Below are 20,160 nucleotides of genomic sequence, written 5' to 3' on the forward strand. Positions count from 1 at the left end.
ATCTAAATTAAATGCAAGGAACAGTAAAATTTTACAATGAATCTAAAGGTTTTGGCTTCATTATAACAGAAGACGGAGAAGAAGTTTTTGTTCATGTAACAGGCTTGGTTGATAAAATAAGCCAGAATGATCGGGTAGAGTTCGAAATAGCACAAGGGAAAAAAGGCCCCAATGCGGTTGATGTAAAACTGATTTAATGGTGCAATGAGATTAGGTACCGTAAAGTTTTATAACCCTAAAGAAGGTGTTGGCAGTATTACTCCGTCAAATGGTGGGCGCGAAGTGAGTGTTTTTGCCCGCGGCGTAATCGATCCGATAAAGCCCAATAATATTGTTCAGTTTGAAATCGAATTTACACAAAGTGGTATCGAGGCCATTAAAGTGATGGTGCTATCTGCATAGGTAGGCCTTACAGTCGGTTCTTTTTATATTATATTACGGTCTATTTATTATTTGGCACAGTTTTTTGGGTTAACTATGTATTAGTTAACGCAAAAGTTCGAAATGGTGACAAAAGAAATGGGAACAATAGATTATTATAATGAAACTGAAGGCTTTGGGAAAATCAGGAACGATATTGGAGAAGAAGTTCTGTTTTATCAAAGCGGCCCAATAAATGGATTTAATCTAAAAAAGGGTTTAAAGGTTTCTTTCGAATTGCATCAAACATTATCAATCGCAATAAATTTGTTAATTATTGAGCCGAAGGAATAATGATTGGTTGATGCTTCGATTCTTATAGCCTGTATTACAGATGGAATTTAATCGTTATAATAGATTATTTTAGCAACTTGTAACCAAATCTGATAACTTTGGTCTTACTGTTGTTTATCCTTAAGTTTATGATACAGCTAGAGCCAATTACCGGTTTTTTTAAAAGAGAACGTGCGTTGCAGGCAATATACCCTATGCGTATGTTGATTGTACGTGAGGGGAAAGGCTTTTTGTGCATGAATTCTGGCGATTACCCCTTGTTAAACGGCAGGATATTTTTTATTCCGGAGGAGGGCCTGGTTAGGCTCGAAGGAGAAATTACCTCAGGTTATTGGCTCAGTTTTAGCAGTTTATTATATGCAGAATTTTTACTTCAGCACTTGGATCCACAGGCTAAGAATCTCTTCTTAAATTTGTCTTTAAGGGATCTCGATCCGCATAAATCAACTAAAACTTATAGTTTGCTCGATCAGCTAAAAAAAGAAATCAATATTAAAAAAGATATGTCCTTTTTAGCGCAATACTTATCATTATTTCTGGGTTTTACGGCTGGTTTAGACGGTTATCTCGCTGCTTTAACCTTAGATGATTTACAGCAGGTATTGCGGTTTAGGGCTATTTTGGAGCAATTTTATAAGCAAGAAAGGTCAATTCAGTTTTATGCGGAAGGTATGGGGATGAGCCCTGGCAAATTGAATAAATTTTTAGACCGTGTACTTGGGAAAAGCTTAACAGTGCTCATCAAAGATCGGATAATGCGCGAAGCGGAAGAATTGTTGCTTCATAGTGATTATACGGTTGATGAAATAGCTGAATTATTGGGTTTTGAACAAACCACTAATTTTAGCACGAGTTTTAGGCGGCATAAAGGCATATCGGTACTTCAATTTAGCCGCCTGACTTAAATTGAATGAAAAATTGGTGCGTCTGCCAAAGAAATGTTCGGCAGTTCGATTTCATCTCTTCTAGAAAACAGGTTTTCCAGACCTCACTACATTAATTGCTTTCACGCCTAACGCGTAAAGTTTTGCTTACTGCATCTATTTTATCAGCCGCACCAATTTTGCCTCGGCTAAATTATAAAATCTTAGCTTAAAGAAAAAAAATATTCCTAATAATGTTACGAAGTTGTATTTTAGTATTTACAAGCAAGCGTCTGCGATAATCTCGGGCAGGTAAAATAAAAAGTCTAGTAAGTTTAGCAGCTAAAGAACATGAATATTTCTATTGGCAGTTTAACTAAATTAATTTCAAGGTTAGTGTCTCACCAACTTTTTTTTTTGAATTTGATATTGTAGCATAGCGAGGAGATAATTTTTTTATTAATATTAGAAAATGAACGCGCAGTTCTTTTGGCGGATTGCAGCCCCGCTTTACGCTTTATACCTATGAAGAATCGGTATGTCCGCTCCAATCGGGTTTAGGAACAAGGGTTTGTGCGCATCCTGCAACCACAAAAATGAAATACTGTTTTGGCCCAATAGCCCCGGTTGAAGCGTTACCCTGCAGCAACGAGGTAGGAGGCAGCGAAGCGTAAAAGCGGAAAACGGGAAGGAACTGGGTGGTTTGCACAGATCCTGCGCTCCAAATCCAAATCAGCATTCTTCTCCTCGGCCTATGACCTATGCAGACAGTGCTGCTATATTGCAGATTTATCTTTAATCCTCAAATAAATAACCGCTATACGCCAATCCTTTTATGCTATCGGTTGGTGTCTCACCGACCGAAATAGAAAACCCTTTATTAGGTTTTGGAATTGGGAAATGAATGACTGGTGGTTCTTGGCGGCTGTCAGCCCCGCTTTACGCTTTATACCGATGAAGAATCGGTATGTTCGCTCCAATCTGGTTTAGGAACAAGGGTTTGTGCATCCTGCAACCCTAAAAATGAAATACTGTTTTGGCCCATTAGCCCCGGTTGAAGCGTTACCCTGCAGCAACGAGGTAGCGAAGCGTAAAAGCGGAAAACGGGAAGGAACTGGGTGGTTTGCACAGATCCTGCGCTCCAAATCCAAATCAGCATTCTTCTCCTCGGCCTATGACCTATGCAGACAGTGCTGCTATGTTGCAGATTTATCTTTAATCCTCAAATAAATAACCGCTATACGCCAATCCTTTTATGCTATCGGTTGGTGTCTCACCGACCGAAATAGAAAACTCTTTATTAGGTTTTGGAATTGGGAAATGAATGACTTGTGGTTCTTAGCGGCTGTCAGCCCCGCTTTACGCTTTATACCGATGAAGAATCGGTATGTTCGCTCCAATCTGGTTTAGGAACAAGGGGGAGTGGAAACCTTAAAAATGAAGGGCTATGGGCTAAACAATTTAATCGTTGTAAACGATTGACTATTCAACGCTCGTTAGAAACGAGCGTTAGCATAAAATAAAGTCATTTAGGTTTATAGGTTTTGATCTGTTAAGATAAAGACCAAAGTGTAATAAAATTAATTCAGATAAACAAAGCGAAAATTGGCACCCAGCTCTGTTCTCTCTGCGCTTTATTCTTTGTGCCCTCTGTGGTTAAAAACCAGTCGGTAGCAAATTTGAACTTGGCTGCTGCAGATTCTTCATTACATTCAGAATGACAAAATGCTAATTTTCAAATAAATAACCGCTATACGCCAATCCTTTAGCCACACTTTTGAAATTATCGCCAGAGTTTAATGGAATGTGCGGGAATTTGGTTTTAAACAAGTTTTGTACGGCCGAAACCATCGATGTTCCTCCGGTTAAAAACAAGCAGTCAATGTCTTCTGGCTTGATTTTGTATGTTTCCATAAACTGATCCAGATAAGCATCGATTTTGTTGATGTCTTTTTCGATAATCGAATTATACTGTTCGAGTGAAATATTTTCATCAATCTCAATTTCCATATTGTTATAGGCAAAGGTAGAAACAGGCTGGTCGGAAAGTTCGATTTTCGTTTTCTCAATCGATCTGAACAAAGAATAACCGAGGTTATTTTCGATCAAGGTGATCAGGTTTTTAAATTTCGGATCGTTGCCTGAGTAATAATAATATTCCTCAATCTCTTTCTGGATTTTTAAACCGTTAAAAAAGTTCATTTTATCCCAGGTGCAGATATTGGCAAAAAGCGATTTCGGCACATTTAAAATTTTGCCGGGTGTAGCCTCATACATCGTGTTTTTTCCAAAGTAAGGAGTGCCTTTATCCCACATAAAAGCAGAATCCAGACTATCGCCACCAATGTAGATACCACCAGAGGCAATCATATCGTTTTTACGGTCTTTGCTGCCAACTTTATCCGGATCGAGAATCAGGTAGGTGAAATCTGTTGTACCCCCACCTAAATCGGCCACTAAAACACGTTCTTTTTTCTTAATTGTTTTTTCGTAGGCAAAGGCGGCCCCAATAGGTTCGAATTGAAAACGCACATCAGTAAAACCCGCGCTTTCGGCAGCTTTTTTTAACCTGGTCTGCGCCAGGGTATCTTTCATCGTATTATCATCATCAAAGAAAACTGGCCGGCCGATAATGGCTTTGTGGCAATCATCGCCCGTAATCAGATCGGCTTTTTCTTTCAGGTCTTTAAGAATGAGTGTAACCAGATCGGAAGCTGTATATCGTTTATTGTGAATGCGGGTTTCAGTAAAAGTAGTTCTCGAAAGGATCTGTTTAATGGATTTGATAAAACGGCCTTTCATACCATCGTTCAGGTAAGCGTCGATTGCTTTTTCGCCAACAATATGACTTTCACCATCAATAACGCTTTTTACTTCTGTAAAATAGATTAATGAGGGGATAGAAATCGTATCTACAATTTCTTTCTTTTCTTCATCATAAATAGAAAGTGCCGAATTGGTTGTTCCAAAATCGATTCCGTATAAAAACTTACTCATGGCTTGGTATGCTGTGTTTGGCGACTAAAATGGGGTTGCGAAAGTATTAAAAAAAGAGCTATTGAACTAAACTTTTTTAAAATAACTCACTTGTACCCAAATGGGCGTTTACAATGCGTGTAATTTGCTGGCCAAGTTCTTTTGCATTGCCAATTCCTACGCTTTTAAGTGCTGCCAGTTGATCGGTAGTTCTGGGCATTTTTTCGGCAATGGAAAGTAGTGCTAAGTCTGAAAGTACCGCATAATCTTGAGTACCCCGTTGCAGCGCGATTGTTTTGCGCCATTCGACCAGATTTTTATAAACCTGTGGATTGGAAACCTCTTTCGGCTTGATGCTCGATTTAACTGGTTTTTTCTCTGGCTGTTTATTGCCTGCCGCATGTAAAGTATCGATATAATCTTTGATCGAAAATGGATTCCACGAAATTTTAAATAAAGCCAGTTTTATCTGGAGTGCATCTTTACAGTCGTTTAATACCGTAAGGAGTTTGTCAGAGTGGGTATCATTATAAAAATTGATGGCTACAATTCTTGCCATTAAGGTAATGAGCTGTTCAAGTTTTGGAACGAAATAATCAGATGCCTTCTGCAAACGTTCCATAAAAGCACTTTCATTTGCCGGATTTTCATCGGTACTTATTTTAGAAAATTCTTTTGCGATAAAATTCCTGGCCACTTTAAAGATTTCGTGCTGAAGGATCTGGCAGCCTTGTTCGTAAATTGATAAAAAGGCATTTTTCTCGTCCTTGTCGATCAGTTTGGAACGCCCGAGTTTCTCCCAGTCTTTGGCAACCAGTGAAAAATCCAGCAATTCATGGATCAATCCCCAGGCGTATCGCTGCGTATAACGTGCCAGCAGCTCTGGCGTAGGTTTATCCTGGTGAGCGGCCTTTGTGAAACTGATTACCTTGGCATCGGTAATGATGTTTTCGGCAACCACAGGTGATTTTAAGATAAGCCCTTCCAAACTTCTGCAGCGACTGAGTGCTACGTAGGCCTGTCCGTGGGTAAATGCGGTGCTTACATCAACTATCGCCTGATCAAAGGTTAATCCCTGGCTTTTATGTACGGTAATGGCCCAGGCTAATTTAAACGGGTATTGCGAGAATGATCCAGTGCTGGTTTCGTCGATTTTATTTTCTTCGTCACTCAGGCTATATTTAACATTTTGCCAGATTTCTTTTTCTACTTCGATTTCCCTGCCACCATTGGTGAAGGTTACTTTTATCGAATCTTGACTAATAGCCGTTATTTTTGCCGCTTTTCCATTGTAAAACTGCTTTTTGCCCGAAGAATCATTTTTAATAAAGATAACCTGCGCCCCGAGTTTTAACTGGAGTTTTTCATCGGTAGGGTAGGCATCCTTCGGAAAATCGCCGCTTACCTCCGCATTAAATTCGAAAATTTCTCCTGGTAATTTTTCTAAACAGCCCTGGTTGATTTCGTTAACCAGCTGGTTGTGTGTGGTTAAAGTAATGTAATCATCTTTCCATTCCTGATCTAAAGATGGATCGTAACGCTCATTCAGCTTCGCTAGTAAGCCAACATCAAGACTGTTTTCGCGCATGCCGTTCAAAATATCCAGAAATATGGGGTCTGATTGGCGATAAACTTTATCTAAGGTAAAGGTAAGCATTGGCGTAGACCTGAAAATCAGGCTATCGAAAAAGTAGGGGCTGGAATAATAACTGCCCAGGATATGCCAGGCATCGTGAAAAATAGGAGAGAGCTGGTAAAGATCGCCGATCATTAACACCTGAACACCACCAAAGGGACGGTTAGAGCCTTTAACACGTTTTAAAGTACGGTCGATAAAATCAATTAAATCAACCCTTACCATACTTATCTCATCAATAATCAATAAATCAAGGCAGCGTAATAACCTTGTTTTTTCGTCTGAATATTTGAAATTCGTTTCCGCATTTTCATCAACAACAGGAACCAAAGGACCGAAAGGAATCTGAAAAAAGGAGTGAAGTGTTACGCCACCAGCATTTATTGCGGCCACAGCAGTAGGTGCAACAATGGCAAAATTCTTTTTGGTGGTATCTCTAATCTTGCGTAGCAGCGTAGTTTTGCCCGTTCCAGCTTTACCTGTTAAAAAAACAGGCTGGTTGGTGGTGGCTAAAAAATCTAAAAGAAGTTGGTTGTCCGGGTCGGGCGTATTCATATCAATTACAAAATTAACCTATTCGAAATGGATTTGAGGATAGATTAATCGGCGTTTTATCCACAATTTTTAGTTAGAAAAGACTGCCCGTAAAATGAAAAGTAAAATTAAGCACTTGAAAATGAGTTTATATTCTTTCTTTTTATGAAAAAATGCCGAAAACATTTTCGAAAATTCAATTCAAATTTGTAACATTGCACTCGCAAAAAAGGATAACCTTTTTTCCGGGCCTATAGCTCAGCTGGTTAGAGTAGAAGACTCATAATCTTTTGGTCCCTGGTTCGAGCCCAGGTGGGCCCACTGCTTTAAACCCCTTTAAGGATGACTTGAAGGGGTTTTTTGTTGCTCAAAAAAAATATGCTATAGGTGGTTTAAAGGCTGTTTTCTGTAATAGTAGCAAACTGCTGCAGTTTCAAAATCTAACCAATTCCAGTTACAAACGTAAGGTAAAAGACGGCACAGTCAAATCTGTAAAACTACCTGGTGGCGATCGTTTTTACCTGAAAGATTTACTGACTGCCTACTAAAAAAGCCGGCGAAATGGCCGTATTTGACTACCCCTGCTATACCTGTTCTGTACCCTTTGTTGCTACCAGGTTAACCCCAAGTTAACCCCAGGGTTACCCCGGCTTTACCTTTTCTTTACCTAAAAGGTAAAGCCAGCGCCTGCTTTCGCAGAATGGCACCACCGCTTACGGTTATGCTGCCCTTAAGCAGGCCGCCACCCAATGTCATTATTTAAGCGTTTTTAACCACAAATGCGCACAGATAAACACAGATTTTTATATCTGTGTGCATTCTTTTCTATCTGTGGTTAAATTATTTTTTGTGCCGAATGGTTCAACTTAATGATATTGGGCTGCCATAATGCCTTGGCTTTTGCACCGCCGCCCAAACAGTAACGGTCCATTTTAGCTCAATAACGGTCTAAATTAGCTCAATTTAGCTCATTTTAGCTCAAAATGACATGGCAATGCAGCTAAACCGCTAGGTTTGAGCATGGATTTAAAATATACCGGTATAAACAGAAATCCTTTTATAGAAACATTCTTTCAATAAAAAACAAAAATTATGGCAATGTATTCAAAAGGCGCAAATGACGCATTTTCGGGCAAAGTAGGTAGTGTAATCGGGAGTAAATGGCTGAGTAACACCCAACCAAAGAGGCTACCCTTTTTTTGAGATAGCCTCTTTTTTTTAATTAAGTATCTAAAAAAACAGAATTTTAAAAGATGTATCCGGGTTGAAATGATTTTTTTATCGATGCCGTATTAAAATTGATCACACGACTTCAGGAAAGACGGGGTTACTTGCGAAAAAATTCGTATAAAGCTTACTCCCTAAAGGAATTGCGGAAAAGGGTTATTCATCTTAATTCAGTTTTTCCTTTTTGAGGTCTTTGATAATGTATTCAACCCACTGATCGGCTGATATGTTGAGCTTAACATCTGGACGGAATCCTGTTGCATCAATTGGCTTTTTATCGGTCCAGCTCGATTTCGATACTGGCATCATAAGTATCAGCATTTTGCACGGAAGTGGCGTTTGTGATGTTGGCCCTTCGTAATCCATCATGCCTACACTATTCCTACCATATCGTGTTGTCTTTTTGCTCTGTTTCATTAAATGAAAAAAGTATTCTGTAGAGCTACCGCAAAGTTCATCAGTAATTAGTGCAACTTTAGCAGGACTGCCAAGAACAGAATCAAGAGGGATCGTCAATCCGGGGATCTGATAAAACGTGCTTTTGGCAGATGGGAGTTCTTCGTAGATTTTTTTGAGCTTAGCCACATATTGATCCGGATAGTATTTTTTTAGATCTACAGGTACTGGATTTTTGACGAAATACTCAAGCTCTGATCTTTTGAGCCGGACATTGTCCTGGGAAATCCGAAGTAAAGGGCTGTCCTGTTTGATGGGGTTGGTCATCACGTAGGGTAAGAGAAAGTTCCAACCGGAATTGCCCCCTCCGTTCCCACGCAGATCTATGATCAGGTACTTACTATTCCTGATGGTTTTATCATGGGCTGCAACTAATTTCTCGATTTTACTGTCGTTATTAAAGAAGGTCGGAATTTTGATATAGCTGGTTTCCTTGTCCAATTGATAATAATCGAGTCCATTGTTGCTGTTTTTCCATGTACCTAACTCCTTTTTTTCTTTGGCAGTCATTTCATTCGGAAAAACCCTTCCAAAAAGTGAAAAATTCCACAGTTGTAGCAGGCCACCTCTTTGCTGGGCATAAAAATCTATACTGTTAAATACATTATACTGGTTTAGGAGATAGCCTTTTTGATGCGGTTTTAGTGTGAAATAGACAAGCCCCTTATGGAGCATGCTATCTTTTGCACTAAGTACAATAGCCTTGTATTCATTGCCCGGGAATTTTTTTATGCCCAGCTTAATTGAACTGTCTGCGTTTATCCAAATGCCTTCAGTGCCAATACCTGGTTTCAGTGTTTTAAAATAAGATTCGTCTATAGTTATGGTCTCTTTTTCGTAATCATCTTTGTTGAGGTATGTCAATGAAAAATGTTTGTCTGCAAAAAAACGAACATAATCTTTAATAAGATAATAGCAGTTTTTAGGATTGCTTTCATTCTCTGCCTTTGCGCGGAGACTGGTTACCAGATTTTCATAGGCCGGTTTTGTCTTAGCATATACTTTTTGTGGAAATCCGGCATAGTTGAGCTCAGTTTTAACAATTGCCTCATTTAAATTCTGCAGGCAGTTACATGGTATCTGTTGTGCTATAAGGAAAAAGGGAAAAATAGCGGTAATAAGGAGGATACATAGTCTTTTCATCACAGTAATTTGATTGAACACTAATATATTAAAGTTCTCAGTTTTTTGATAGTATGGCTCCCGATTTAATAGCATAATCAAAATTGCAGCAAATTTATGATTGGCAGGGCAGTATATTATAATGTAAGGTTGGACTTGGCCAGACAGCTATTATTGTGTTGAGGTAAATGTTACCTTGAAGAATCCTTATGTTTTGATTAGCAGATTCTTCAATTGACTTAATATAATTGCATGTTTAACGTTTAATGCATCCATGCTTTTGACAGACTTTAAATAGTCTTTTTAATAATTTTAAAGAAATCTAAAATTTTGGATCGAAGTTAAAATAAATCGGATTTGATAAAGCAACCATATTTTCACTTAAAGCCATAGATTTTGGTACCTGTGGATACGGTGTATTTATGCCCTCAACAGTTACCCGATAATAGCTTCTCCCTTTTGTTTCTGGTGTATCTTCAAATTGAACCGTTGGTATTTCGCCTTTAGCATGGTAAGTATTCAATTTCTTTCCATTTTTAATGATGGTAATAGTGTAATCTACATCAGGCAAAGTATTACCAATTAACTGAACCAAAAATTTTACAGGTTTACCTTTCGAAATGGCATTGTCGCCCATCATCATCTCAAATTTCCCATCTTCATTTGCATCTGCATAAAATTCTACTCTTGGTGCAAAAGGATTTGAACTCACAGAAACCTTTCCATGAGTTAGCGCATCAACAATTGCCGTTAAACTTTTTTCCTTTGCAAAAACCCAGGTTGTTGGCGTACCAACATAATTATATTCAGCTTGATAGGTGTTTGCACTTGGTTTTTCAGCTCCTGTAGGTACGCCGTGATGTGTATCACTTCCTCCTCTTCCCGTCATCATCCTTCCTGATGAAAGCATATCATCCCAGATCATAATTGCATTTGCATTTTTTGACCAAACTGACGAATTCCAAACTTCAATCGATTGAACCAGATCATAAGAAAAACCAAAATTGTCTTTTCCGCTTGGATGGTTTGCCGATAAGTGAATATTAAGAGATTTCTTCACTTTACCAATATTAACATCACGTTCGTCTCGAACATCAAATAAGTGTTTATGATGATATGGTTTATCAGAAAATACATTTCCATGCCCTCTGGTTGTAGTCCATTCTGCACCATATAACAATAGAAGCGAGTCTGATTTAAATTCTGGATCTGCCCAGGTATGGTGTTCCACATCACCGTCTACATGATTATCGTGATCTGTAATGCACACATAATCCATTTTAACAGATTTAGAAAAATTAATGATTTTTGCTATCGAATTATTCGATGATTCTGTACTATGCCGTGAGTGCACATGTAAGTCGCCTTTTAGCCAAACACCATTTTTATTTATGATTGCCGGAGGATTAATAGTTTCCTGTGCCTGGAGATAGCCTGCATTGAGCATTAAAATGAGGCAAAATGAAAAACGAAAATATTTTAATTGAATAGTCATAACCTAATTTAAAATAGAATTAAAAAGCACCTGCAATGCAGGTGCCTGATTATTTATTTGCCCTGTAATTAAGATTAAGCTTTTACTAAAAACGCTTCAGGCATTTCTGCTGCCTTGAGCATAAAGTTATGCAGCTCGTAGTTTTTAACGAAAGGCTTCAAATTTTCCGAACCCGGGCCAAACATAGTTAGTTCCACGTAGTCACCGGTATGGTTCATTCCGGCCCATTGTACATCGGTATATTTGCCCAAAATTTTACCATACTCGTAAAATGGCAGGTTCGATTCGTTGTAAAGCTGACCAGGAACAATATCCTTGAAATGCACTAATAAGGATTTTACATCTTCAGATTTCATTTCGAAACCTTGGTTTTCTTTTATCAGATCAATTATTTTCTGTTCGCTAAAGGATTGGTTCAATTGCGCCAACAACCAGGTGTTGCTATGCTTGAAATTCTGTAAACTTTCAAATTTTTTATCAGCTTCATCAGCATAAAATAAACCAGGATTTGAATTCCCGTGATCAGTAGTGATGATAACCAGCGTTTCTCCATCCTTTCCTGCAAATTCAATAACCTTACCAACCGCTTCATCAAAAGCAAGCTGGTCGAATATTAATCCACTTACATCATTAGAATGTGCGGCCCAATCTACTTTTCCACCTTCTACCTGCAAAGCAAACCCGTCTTTATTATCTTTCATCAAATCGATAGCCTTCATCGTCATTTCTGCTAATGATGGGGTAGATTTCATTAGGTTTTTATCGTACTTTCTGTCTACTTCATAAGGCAATCCATCTTCGGCAAATAAACCTAAAACGGGCTTATAATTATTCAAAGCCAGCATTTCGTCTCTATTTTCAGCTACTTTATAACCTTGGGTTAAATATTTAGGAATCAGGTTTCCTCCGGCACGTTTTTCTCCAAAATACTTTTGTCCGCCACCCATCATCACATCAAATTTTAAGCCCAGGTAGAGCTCTGCAATAATATCCTGCCCCCCACGGTTATCTATGTTTATACAAAAACCAGCAGGTGTTGCATGTGTTATGGGAACAGTGGTTACACAACCTACCTTTTTACCTTTTTCTTTAAATTTCTGAAGGATCGGTTGTGGTTTTTCGCCTTTCATGCCTACATTAAGTGAACCGTTTCGAACCCGCATACCACCACCCCAAGATGAACTTGCCGCGGCAGAATCGGTAACCAAAGAACTTGCGGAAGCCGTATCCATTAATGCCCTAACAGCCTTGTTATCTCTATAAAGCCCCAGCCACTTACTGCTTTTGTCAAATATGCGATTGGAATAGATATCAGCCATATTCAGCGTTCCTATACTCATGCCATCACTTACCATCATAATGATGTTTTTAGCTTTCTTTGAACCGCCAATAGGTTTAGCGATAACATCACTTACACCTGTAAATGGAATAGTTAAACCTGCTAACAATCCACCTTTTAACAATGACCTTCTATTCATATTCTATTTACTTTTAAATAAGGGATTAGCTCTGTAATATTTGCCACCAGCAAAGCTGACAGCGTAATCGGAATTAAAGTGTGTACTTTTTAAATAATAATCTGTTGTGATAACCTGTGCGCCAGAATTACAAGCCGCATTAAAATCACCCTTATCGTTTTTACGGGCCTGTTGCGTATCGTTATCGCCCCGTGTTCTAACGATGTAACCTTTTTTTACCATTTCAGAAATCTGTTTGTCTTTCGGGTTATTTCTAATCATAAAAGCAGCCTCAGGTGTGCCGGGATCTGAATTCGTAAACATTACACGGCCTTTTAGTGATGGATGATTTAGAATATAAGTTTCTCTTTTTTTGCCGGTAGCATCCAGTACAAAAATAAATTTGCCTTTCGCCTGGCTCAATTTTGGCCAGTTCTGATGAAGTACAGCACCTTCAAGCGAACTATATTTACCTCTTACTAAATCAGGAAGAATGATATGTTCTTTACCTAAATGCTCTAAAATCACTTTATCCAATTCATCAAAAACCTTTGGCGTAAATAATTCCGGTGACGTAAATCCAGGTTTTTTTATCGAATCATCTTTAGCCTCAAGTGTAATAAAAACCGGTGTATGATCTGCATGTGCTTCTGACCAGGTACGCAACACTTTTAAAGCTTCGACAAAAGTTGGTGTAGAACTTCTAAAATCGAGTTCGGGGATGTGTAAAACCTTAAAACCAGGTTTTCTCATTTCTCCGGAAGCATCAAAAGCAGGTTGATCTTTCGCCCAATCTAAACCTTTTGGATGCGCATAACGACCACCAGCAGAATCAGCATAAACATCAATCTCCAGGTTTCTTAATCCCATATTTAATTGTTCGGGAATAGAAATGTGCTCATAATCAATCTTACTCGCAGATATCGAATCCGTTTTCTTAAACATCGTAAATAATGCCGGATCGATGGCTTGCTTATAACTGTTGTGCGAACCAATTACCTGAATCTGATTGATGGTTGGATCTTCGTGAACCGTAATAAACGCTATTGCTGGCAATACCAGCAATAGACTAATGCAACTGATGATTCTCATACACCTTTTTGATTGTTAATACCCAGGGTTTTGTTTCAGGTTTGTATTAAGCTTCAACTCGTTTGCTGGAATAGGATAAATTCTTCTGGTTATATCCTTATTCATGAAAAGTACATCGTTTGGTAACGGATATTCAGTTTCAAATTGTCCGAAACGGATTAAGTCATTTCTTCTCCAAGCTTCCCAGCTAAATTCACGGGCTCTTTCATCTAATAAATTCGTTAATGTTGCGGAACTTGCCAATTCTGCACCTGCACGGCTTCTTATTTTATTTAAAAGCACCAATGGAGTTTGCAGCTCGCCATTAACAGTAGTAGCAGTTGCTCCTCTTAATATCGCTTCTGCTTTCATGAGCATTACATCTGCCAAACGGAGTAGGGGCATATCGTTGCCATTTAAACGTGTCGCCTGAATTGCATTTACATCAGGCCAGTACTTCACCGATCGAACACCTTTAGCCTGATCTGCAACGGTATTACCTAAGTCCATTGGCTTGCCTGGTTTCAAGATTAAATCTGGCGTAATTTCTATTTGTGTAGTTGTTCCTGCAACAAAAACAGGTTTAGTTAGATCAGGCTTACGATTAGCATCTGGCGCATATTGTTTGCCAATTAACCAGAAACTGTTTCGGATATCATTGTTTAAATTAAAACGATTATAATATTCGGGAGTAGTGCTCATTGCAATACTGAAACCTACGTTAATTCCATAAGCTGCCGCTAAAGCAGGGTAGAAACCAAATCTTGTCATCTGGTTACCCGGAATCTGCTGGTCGTAAGGAATAGCGAATATAGTTTCATTAATCAAAGGACCGTTGTTTACATCAAAAATATCTGAATATTTGTTATCCAAAGCGTAGTTGGTGTTTTTTAGAATATTATCAGCCATAATTACGGCATCTGCATATCTCGGTTTGCCAGTATAGACTTCAGCATTAAGGTACATTTTTTCTAATAAAGCATAAGCCATTGCCTGGGTTGGTCGGCCATAAACCAATACACGGTTATTATTATCTTTTATTGGTAATTGCGGAATAACGGCTAAAAGTTCTTTCTCAATAAATTCAAATACTTTATCTCTGGTTTGGTTTCCAGGCAGCGTACTTACCGGGAAAGTATCGATAATCGGTACATTACCATATAAATCCATCATAAAGTAATAGTATAAGGCCCTCATTGCTTTTACTTCTGCTAAACTGCTGCTTTTTACTGTAGCAGAAACTGAAGATTCACTAGTTAGGTTGATTAAGCGGTTGCAGTTATTGATTCCGCCAAATCCCCACTGCCAGATATCTCTCACATTCGGGTGATCAATCGTCCAGGTATGGTAATGGAGCTGTCGGTATTGACCGCCATCATCAAAGTTTCCATCACGTGCCGGAATAATTGCGGCGTCTGTAGAAAGCTCTTGCATTCTCCAATATGGAACGCCATACTGGGAAGAAAGGTTAGAATACATGGTGCCATAAAGTGCCGCATAATCTGAATTGGTAAAAGGAAAATTATCTTTAACATATTGCGATTCAACATCGACATCTAGCTTACTGCACGATTCTAATACCATCAGGCAAGCAAGGATATTAAATAGGATTATAATCTTTTTCATTTTTATTTTTTTAGAATGATGCACTTGCACCGAAACTGAAGGTTCTTGTTTTTGGATAATAATTATTGTTATCAATTCCCGGTGTTAATCCTCCGATGTTGATTTCTGGGTCTAAACCACTGTATTTAGTGATTACAAAAAGGTTATTTGCCGTAACATATAATCTAATGGCTTTGATGGCCGGTGCTTTAGGCTTTAGCGTATAGCCAAGTGTAGCGTTATCCAAACGCAAGTATGAGCCACTTTCAAGGAAACGGTCTGAAATCAGATATGCATTAATATCATTGAACGATTCGCTCAGAGTAAAGGTCGGGATGTTTTGGAGTTTTGCATCGGCAGGATTATTTAAAGATGCTTTTGTAGCATTCAAAATCTTATTGCCCAAAACGCCTCTAATTAAAAAGTTAAAATCCCAGTTTTTATAGCTGAAACTATTTACCCATCCGTAAATTAATTTAGGCTGGGCGTTGCCAGCAATTTTTGCATCAGTGGTTAAAGGCTGTGTGGCAATAGTTTGACCGGCAGCATTGATGTATGTACTTACACCTGCAGCATTTTTACCTGCATAATTCCAAAGGTTAAAAGTACCTAATGCATAACCTGGCTGAACTAACTGACTGAAATTGCCCGACTGGCCTTTACCACCAAGCTGAGCTGTTTGAATGGCTGCGATTTTATAGAAATCATCAGATAAGGTTTCTACTACGTTTTTATTGTGCGCAACATTTGGCGAGGTTGTCCATCTGAAACTAGCTGTTTGGAAAACTGTAGCATTTAATGAAAATTCTACTCCTGTATTTTTGATTTTACCAACGTTGGCTGTAATGGTTGGTAAGAAAAACTGTGTTGTAGATACTTCGTAGCGGTCGTAAATCAAATCTGATGTTTGTTTCACGTAGAAATCTAACGAACCTGTAATTCTACCTTTAAATAAACCAAAATCTAAACCTATATTGGTTGTTGCTGTACTTTCCCATTTTAAATCTGGATTCGGGTTTCTCACTGGCCCAATCGCATTACTGATAGAACCGTTGTTTAGAAATTTATTACTTCCGGAAAGTGTTCCATAAATCAATAATGAAGAGAAAGCATTGAAACCTAAACTATTACCGGATACACCATAACCGGCGCGAAGTTTTAGATCACTAATCACCGGAACCGACTGCATAAAATCTTCGTTAATAATTCTCCAGCCCGCAGAAACAGCAGGGAATAAGCCCCAGCGATTATTTTTTCCAAATGCGGAAGAACCATCATCTCTTAAAGATGCCTGAAATAAATATTTCTCATTATAGTTGTACTGAACTCTACCGTAATATGAAATTAACCTTAAAGTAGATATTGGCGCATCGTTAAAGGTGATTTGGGAGAGTAAACTTGGGTTAGATAAAAACAGGTTGTTATAGCCTAAATTATCATTTGAAAAATTTTGTGTAGTTACGCCGAAACCATCATTGGTTCTATCTTCTTGCCATGAATAACCACCAAGCAATTTTAAACTGTGTTTTCCAAAAGTTTTATCATAGTTAAAGTAGCCCTCTAAAACCTGGCTTTTGTTTAGGACATCAATTTTTTGCGCTTGCCCGTTAACGCCTCTGGCCAATCCGGATTGGCTATTTAAATAAGTACTGTAGTTATTTTGGTCTCTTTGAGATGAAACGCTGGCTGTAAACTTTAGCCCATCAATAATATTTACCTGAGCCATACCATTAATCAACGTTTTATTATTCAGGTTATCGATAACGTTATTATCAACAATTGATAATGGATTTCTTGTTCCACTTCCGGTACGGTTGTAGTTCTCTTTATAGCTGCCATCAGTATTAAAAGGATTTACTGTTGGTAAATAGAAAAGCATATTGGGAAGTGCCTGTGATTGATATACATCAGAACTTTTTGAATTACTGTTAGTTATGGTTAAACCCAGTTTAAGCCTATCATTAAAAAACTTCTCGTTAAGGAAAGCGCGAACAATTGTTCTTTTTAGCGATGTATTTTTAAGAATCCCTTTATTATCGAGGTAATTCACACTTGCACCATAATCTGATGTTTGACCAGCGCCGCCGTAAGAAAGATTATGATTTTGAGAATAACCTGTTCTTTCCAAAAGTGATTGCCAGTTTGTGTCCGAACCATCATCATCTACAGCGTTTAAAGTTTGCTTATTATCTGCAAGGTATTGTCTCAACTCAGGAGCTGAAAGCATATCATATTTTTTAGAAACTTTCTCTACGGCAGCATAACCGCTATAATTTAAGCGAGATTGGCCGCTTTTAGAACGTTTTGTGGTTACAATGATTACGCCGTTTGCGGCTCTTGACCCATAAATCGCAGTAGAAGATGCATCTTTTAAAATGTCGATATTTTCTATATCGGCCGGAGCCAATAAATCAATTGAAGCGCCAGGAACACCGTCGATAACGTAAAATGGCTCTTGTGCAGCACCTTCTCTTAAAGTAGATGGACCACGTAAAATAGTAGAGGGTTTAGCATTTGGATCGCCACTTTTAGTAACGTTTAAACCCGCAACTTTACCTTGTAAAAGTTGTGCTGGGTTAACCAAAACGCCCTGATTAAATTCTTCTGACTTTACAGAAGTTACCGCACCTGTTAAATCTTTTTTGTTAGCGGTACCATAGCCAATAACCACAACATCTTTCAGGTTTTGATTATCGGAAGCAAGGACTACATTTATTTTAGATTGGTTATTAACCAGAATTTCTTTGGTTAAGCTTCCAAGTAGAGAGAATGTTAGTATATCAGATGGTTTTGCCTGAATGGTATAAACACCATTGGTATCTGTTGATGTTCCTAAATTGCTGCCTTTTATTTTAACTGTTACGCCTGGTAATGGCTGGTTGGTTTCATCAACAACTTTACCTGTTATTGTTTTACTGCTCTGAGCATGGGCGTTTAATGAAATGAAAAGCAGCATTGCAACAAGACATTGCCATCTGCCAATCAAAGACAAGTACGTCTTTTTGTAGTTTTGTTTCATGAATGATTGGTTATGATTGTTTTGGATCATTCACAGAAACAAACGATTGTTCTTGCCCTGTGAATTTCCCACAAAGATGCCTTAACCCGATTATGGATTTTGTCAGTTAGAATTAAGAAATCATTAAGAATTGTAGGGCCAACTGAAAATAATGTTAAGGATTTTTAATTAATAGGTTCAGAATTAAGGATTAGATTTAACACAATGAAGTGAGCCATATGTTATTATTTAAAAAATGGCTATTTTTTTTCTGAATTACATTGTTTTTTGTGTTTGCTCCGTGTTTGTGTTTTTTTAAAGGGCTATTTTGTTAAAAGCGAAAAAAAATATATTCTTCCAGTCTTTTCAGTTCAAAAAAAAAAAGAGGAAGACTTTTCAGCTCCCTCTTTTTTATCTGATCTATACTTTTTTATTTGATCTGTATTTGGTTTATTTATAAAGGTAATTCATTGCAATTACATCATTTGCATTAAATGTACGGTCGCCTCCGTTAGAGCAAGCCAGCATAAATGATTCTGCATCAGCTTTTGATGGTGTACCTGGGATTTGTATTGCGCCAACTCCTGCTGCTCCTTCATTAGAACGTCTTCCTCCACAGCTATATGCTCTGTTCATATAGTCTGTATGACGGAATCCTATACAATGCCCAACTTCATGTTGCAGCACTGAGGCTACATATAATAAGTTAGGATTAGTTCCGTAGGCATTAACATTCGTATTCATTTTAACCTGATTAAATGGTTCGCCGCTTGAAGTAGGAAAACCAGATGAGCCTAAAGTGATGTAACCACCACTTGGTCCTTCGTTAAATCCAAATACATCAATGTTACCTGTAGTGCCAGTACTTGCCCTTTGAAAAGTCATGCGAAGGCCCAATGAGTTGTATCTTGAAATCATCAGGTCAACCGCATCGCTATACACCTGTGGTAAATTTGTAACTGAAATTGTAATCACACGTGGTAGTGCTTTAACAACATTTGTTGTGCGGTACTGCTCGGTTTCAGCAATATTTAAATTAGGACTTAAAGACTTTTCATTTAAGTTGGCATCTGTTAGAACGATGTCGCCTTCTACCAGGTAACCATTATCAACTTTACGTGCATTTTCGACGCTAAATCCTAAGCTTTTTATTTGTTGTAAAGTACTTGCTGATATTTCGGCTTTGTTGTCAGTTTCTTCTGAAGTTTTGTTTTTCTTACAAGAAGATATGCATAAAAATAAAGCGCATACCATGGTTAGTGATAAAAATTTTGTGTTTTTCATGTTTAAGTTAGTTTAGGTTAATCGTGTTGATCAGACGAATCTAATATATAAACAAATTATATGTAATCAAATAGTTACAATATTTTTCTGACTATTTATGTTTTTACTACTACGCGACGGGTTGCTTTAAACCTTAAGTCTTCATTTAAACATCCAATCCATTTGTATCGTCACTTATTTAAAAACTAACACCCACCTGTAAACCCGTGGATAGTGATGCTGGTAAATTGTTGCCGAATCTTACAGGGAAAGGCAATGCAAGATACAGGCTCACATCTTTTCCTTTTTTTACAACCTGGTTCAAAACCGGTGTAAAGCCATAACGGCCATTGGTTTCAAATGCTGCACGACCTATAAAAGTAAAGCCATGTTTGAACCTGAACATTGCCCCCGGATGAAATAATACTGAACTGACCTTAGAAATATTATTTTCGGTACGGATACCCGGGGCAATCTCGAAACTGACCCCGAATTTATCACTCTTTAAAATGTTTATTCCAAATGGAAATATAAGTGTATATGCATTCGAAAAGTTATCGTGGAATCCATTTTTATCCCAGGAACCGATGGGGTGAAGCAAGCTGAAATAACCGGTTATCTTCGGATAAGCTTGGTTTTGACCTGTTTGTTGCGCTTTTGTTGATAAATTTAGGAACGTAGTGAAAATAAGTAGAAATATACTGTGCTTAATAGGCGATTTTGTAGAAATTTTATGCATAATG

Annotated in this window: 16 protein-coding genes and 1 tRNA gene; 6 read left to right on the forward strand and 11 right to left on the reverse strand. The window is 38.0% G+C overall.

Going from position 1 to position 20,160, the window contains the following annotated elements:
- Positions 1–11: 11 nt before the first annotated feature.
- From LQ227_RS21165 to LQ227_RS21180, 4 genes are all read left to right on the forward strand, one after another.
- Positions 12–197 carry a cold-shock protein gene (locus LQ227_RS21165; protein WP_029279505.1) on the forward strand — a complete coding sequence of 62 codons (186 nt, stop codon included), beginning with the start codon at positions 12–14 and terminating at the stop codon, positions 195–197.
- Positions 198–204: 7 nt separating this feature from the next.
- The gene (locus LQ227_RS21170; RefSeq protein WP_215128475.1) at positions 205–402 is read left to right on the forward strand and encodes a cold-shock protein; all 198 of its coding nucleotides are present in this window, start codon (positions 205–207) and stop codon (positions 400–402) included.
- A 117-nt stretch (positions 403–519) separates the two neighbouring features.
- The gene (locus LQ227_RS21175; protein ID WP_230146700.1) at positions 520–714 is read left to right on the forward strand and encodes a cold-shock protein; all 195 of its coding nucleotides are present in this window, start codon (positions 520–522) and stop codon (positions 712–714) included.
- 128 nt (positions 715–842) lie between these two features.
- Entirely contained in the window at positions 843–1,619 is a 777-nt protein-coding gene (locus LQ227_RS21180; RefSeq protein WP_230150917.1) for an AraC family transcriptional regulator, read from the forward strand.
- Between the two features lie 481 nt (positions 1,620–2,100).
- On the opposite strand, the gene LQ227_RS21185 is transcribed toward LQ227_RS21180, so the two are convergent.
- From LQ227_RS21185 to LQ227_RS21195, 3 genes are all read right to left on the reverse strand, one after another.
- Entirely contained in the window at positions 2,101–2,316 is a 216-nt protein-coding gene (locus LQ227_RS21185; RefSeq protein WP_230150919.1) for a hypothetical protein, read from the reverse strand.
- 989 nt (positions 2,317–3,305) lie between these two features.
- Entirely contained in the window at positions 3,306–4,574 is a 1,269-nt protein-coding gene (locus tag LQ227_RS21190; RefSeq protein ID WP_230150922.1) for an Hsp70 family protein, read from the reverse strand.
- A gap of 76 nt (positions 4,575–4,650) precedes the next feature.
- Positions 4,651–6,744 (reverse strand): HRDC domain-containing protein, encoded by a 2,094-nt coding sequence (locus tag LQ227_RS21195; RefSeq protein ID WP_230150924.1) that lies wholly within the window; start codon positions 6,742–6,744, stop codon positions 4,651–4,653.
- Between the two features lie 226 nt (positions 6,745–6,970).
- Between LQ227_RS21195 and LQ227_RS21200 the strand changes: the two genes are divergently transcribed.
- A tRNA-Ile gene (locus LQ227_RS21200) sits at positions 6,971–7,044 on the forward strand.
- A gap of 26 nt (positions 7,045–7,070) precedes the next feature.
- Positions 7,071–7,271 carry a hypothetical protein gene (locus LQ227_RS21205; RefSeq protein WP_230146099.1) on the forward strand — a complete coding sequence of 67 codons (201 nt, stop codon included), beginning with the start codon at positions 7,071–7,073 and terminating at the stop codon, positions 7,269–7,271.
- A gap of 844 nt (positions 7,272–8,115) precedes the next feature.
- Here the strand turns inward: LQ227_RS21205 and LQ227_RS21210 are convergent.
- From LQ227_RS21210 to LQ227_RS21245, 8 genes are all read right to left on the reverse strand, one after another.
- Entirely contained in the window at positions 8,116–9,549 is a 1,434-nt protein-coding gene (locus tag LQ227_RS21210; RefSeq protein WP_230146098.1) for a S41 family peptidase, read from the reverse strand.
- Between the two features lie 301 nt (positions 9,550–9,850).
- Positions 9,851–11,023, reverse strand: a complete 1,173-nt coding sequence (locus LQ227_RS21215; protein ID WP_230150940.1) for a CehA/McbA family metallohydrolase — start codon at positions 11,021–11,023, stop codon at positions 9,851–9,853.
- A 74-nt stretch (positions 11,024–11,097) separates the two neighbouring features.
- Entirely contained in the window at positions 11,098–12,501 is a 1,404-nt protein-coding gene (locus tag LQ227_RS21220) for an alkaline phosphatase (protein WP_230150942.1), read from the reverse strand.
- Positions 12,502–12,504: 3 nt separating this feature from the next.
- Positions 12,505–13,572, reverse strand: a complete 1,068-nt coding sequence (locus LQ227_RS21225; protein ID WP_230150944.1) for a phosphatidylinositol-specific phospholipase C1-like protein — start codon at positions 13,570–13,572, stop codon at positions 12,505–12,507.
- Positions 13,573–13,587: 15 nt separating this feature from the next.
- Positions 13,588–15,177, reverse strand: a complete 1,590-nt coding sequence (locus tag LQ227_RS21230) for a RagB/SusD family nutrient uptake outer membrane protein (protein WP_230146094.1) — start codon at positions 15,175–15,177, stop codon at positions 13,588–13,590.
- A gap of 10 nt (positions 15,178–15,187) precedes the next feature.
- Positions 15,188–18,175, reverse strand: coding sequence for a TonB-dependent receptor (locus LQ227_RS21235; protein WP_230150946.1), 2,988 nt, complete (start codon positions 18,173–18,175; stop codon positions 15,188–15,190).
- Between the two features lie 429 nt (positions 18,176–18,604).
- On the reverse strand, positions 18,605–19,438 hold the full coding sequence (locus LQ227_RS21240; protein ID WP_230150948.1) for a M57 family metalloprotease: 834 nt from the start codon (positions 19,436–19,438) through the stop codon (positions 18,605–18,607).
- A gap of 178 nt (positions 19,439–19,616) precedes the next feature.
- A complete protein-coding gene (locus LQ227_RS21245) occupies positions 19,617–20,156 on the reverse strand; it encodes a hypothetical protein (RefSeq protein ID WP_230150959.1) in 540 nt (179 codons plus the stop codon).
- Positions 20,157–20,160: the final 4 nt, after the last annotated feature.

Source organism: Pedobacter sp. Bi27 (assembly GCF_918698255.1).
Taxonomy (GTDB): Bacteria; Bacteroidota; Bacteroidia; order Sphingobacteriales; family Sphingobacteriaceae; genus Pedobacter.

Bases quoted from the DNA above. Each gene is read 5' to 3' on its own strand.
- LQ227_RS21235 (WP_230150946.1), bottom strand. From the start codon at position 18,175: ATGAAACAAAACTACAAAAAGACGTACTTGTCTTTGATTGGCAGATGG.
- LQ227_RS21225 (WP_230150944.1), bottom strand. From the start codon at position 13,572: ATGAGAATCATCAGTTGCATTAGTCTATTGCTGGTATTGCCAGCAATA.
- LQ227_RS21240 (WP_230150948.1), bottom strand. From the start codon at position 19,438: ATGAAAAACACAAAATTTTTATCACTAACCATGGTATGCGCTTTATTT.
- LQ227_RS21165 (WP_029279505.1), top strand. From the start codon at position 12: ATGCAAGGAACAGTAAAATTTTACAATGAATCTAAAGGTTTTGGCTTC.
- LQ227_RS21195 (WP_230150924.1), bottom strand. From the start codon at position 6,744: ATGAATACGCCCGACCCGGACAACCAACTTCTTTTAGATTTTTTAGCC.
- LQ227_RS21220 (WP_230150942.1), bottom strand. From the start codon at position 12,501: ATGAATAGAAGGTCATTGTTAAAAGGTGGATTGTTAGCAGGTTTAACT.
- LQ227_RS21230 (WP_230146094.1), bottom strand. From the start codon at position 15,177: ATGAAAAAGATTATAATCCTATTTAATATCCTTGCTTGCCTGATGGTA.
- LQ227_RS21185 (WP_230150919.1), bottom strand. From the start codon at position 2,316: ATGCTGATTTGGATTTGGAGCGCAGGATCTGTGCAAACCACCCAGTTC.
- LQ227_RS21215 (WP_230150940.1), bottom strand. From the start codon at position 11,023: ATGACTATTCAATTAAAATATTTTCGTTTTTCATTTTGCCTCATTTTA.
- LQ227_RS21175 (WP_230146700.1), top strand. From the start codon at position 520: ATGGGAACAATAGATTATTATAATGAAACTGAAGGCTTTGGGAAAATC.
- LQ227_RS21190 (WP_230150922.1), bottom strand. From the start codon at position 4,574: ATGAGTAAGTTTTTATACGGAATCGATTTTGGAACAACCAATTCGGCA.
- LQ227_RS21180 (WP_230150917.1), top strand. From the start codon at position 843: ATGATACAGCTAGAGCCAATTACCGGTTTTTTTAAAAGAGAACGTGCG.
- LQ227_RS21245 (WP_230150959.1), bottom strand. From the start codon at position 20,156: ATGCATAAAATTTCTACAAAATCGCCTATTAAGCACAGTATATTTCTA.
- LQ227_RS21210 (WP_230146098.1), bottom strand. From the start codon at position 9,549: ATGAAAAGACTATGTATCCTCCTTATTACCGCTATTTTTCCCTTTTTC.
- LQ227_RS21170 (WP_215128475.1), top strand. From the start codon at position 205: ATGAGATTAGGTACCGTAAAGTTTTATAACCCTAAAGAAGGTGTTGGC.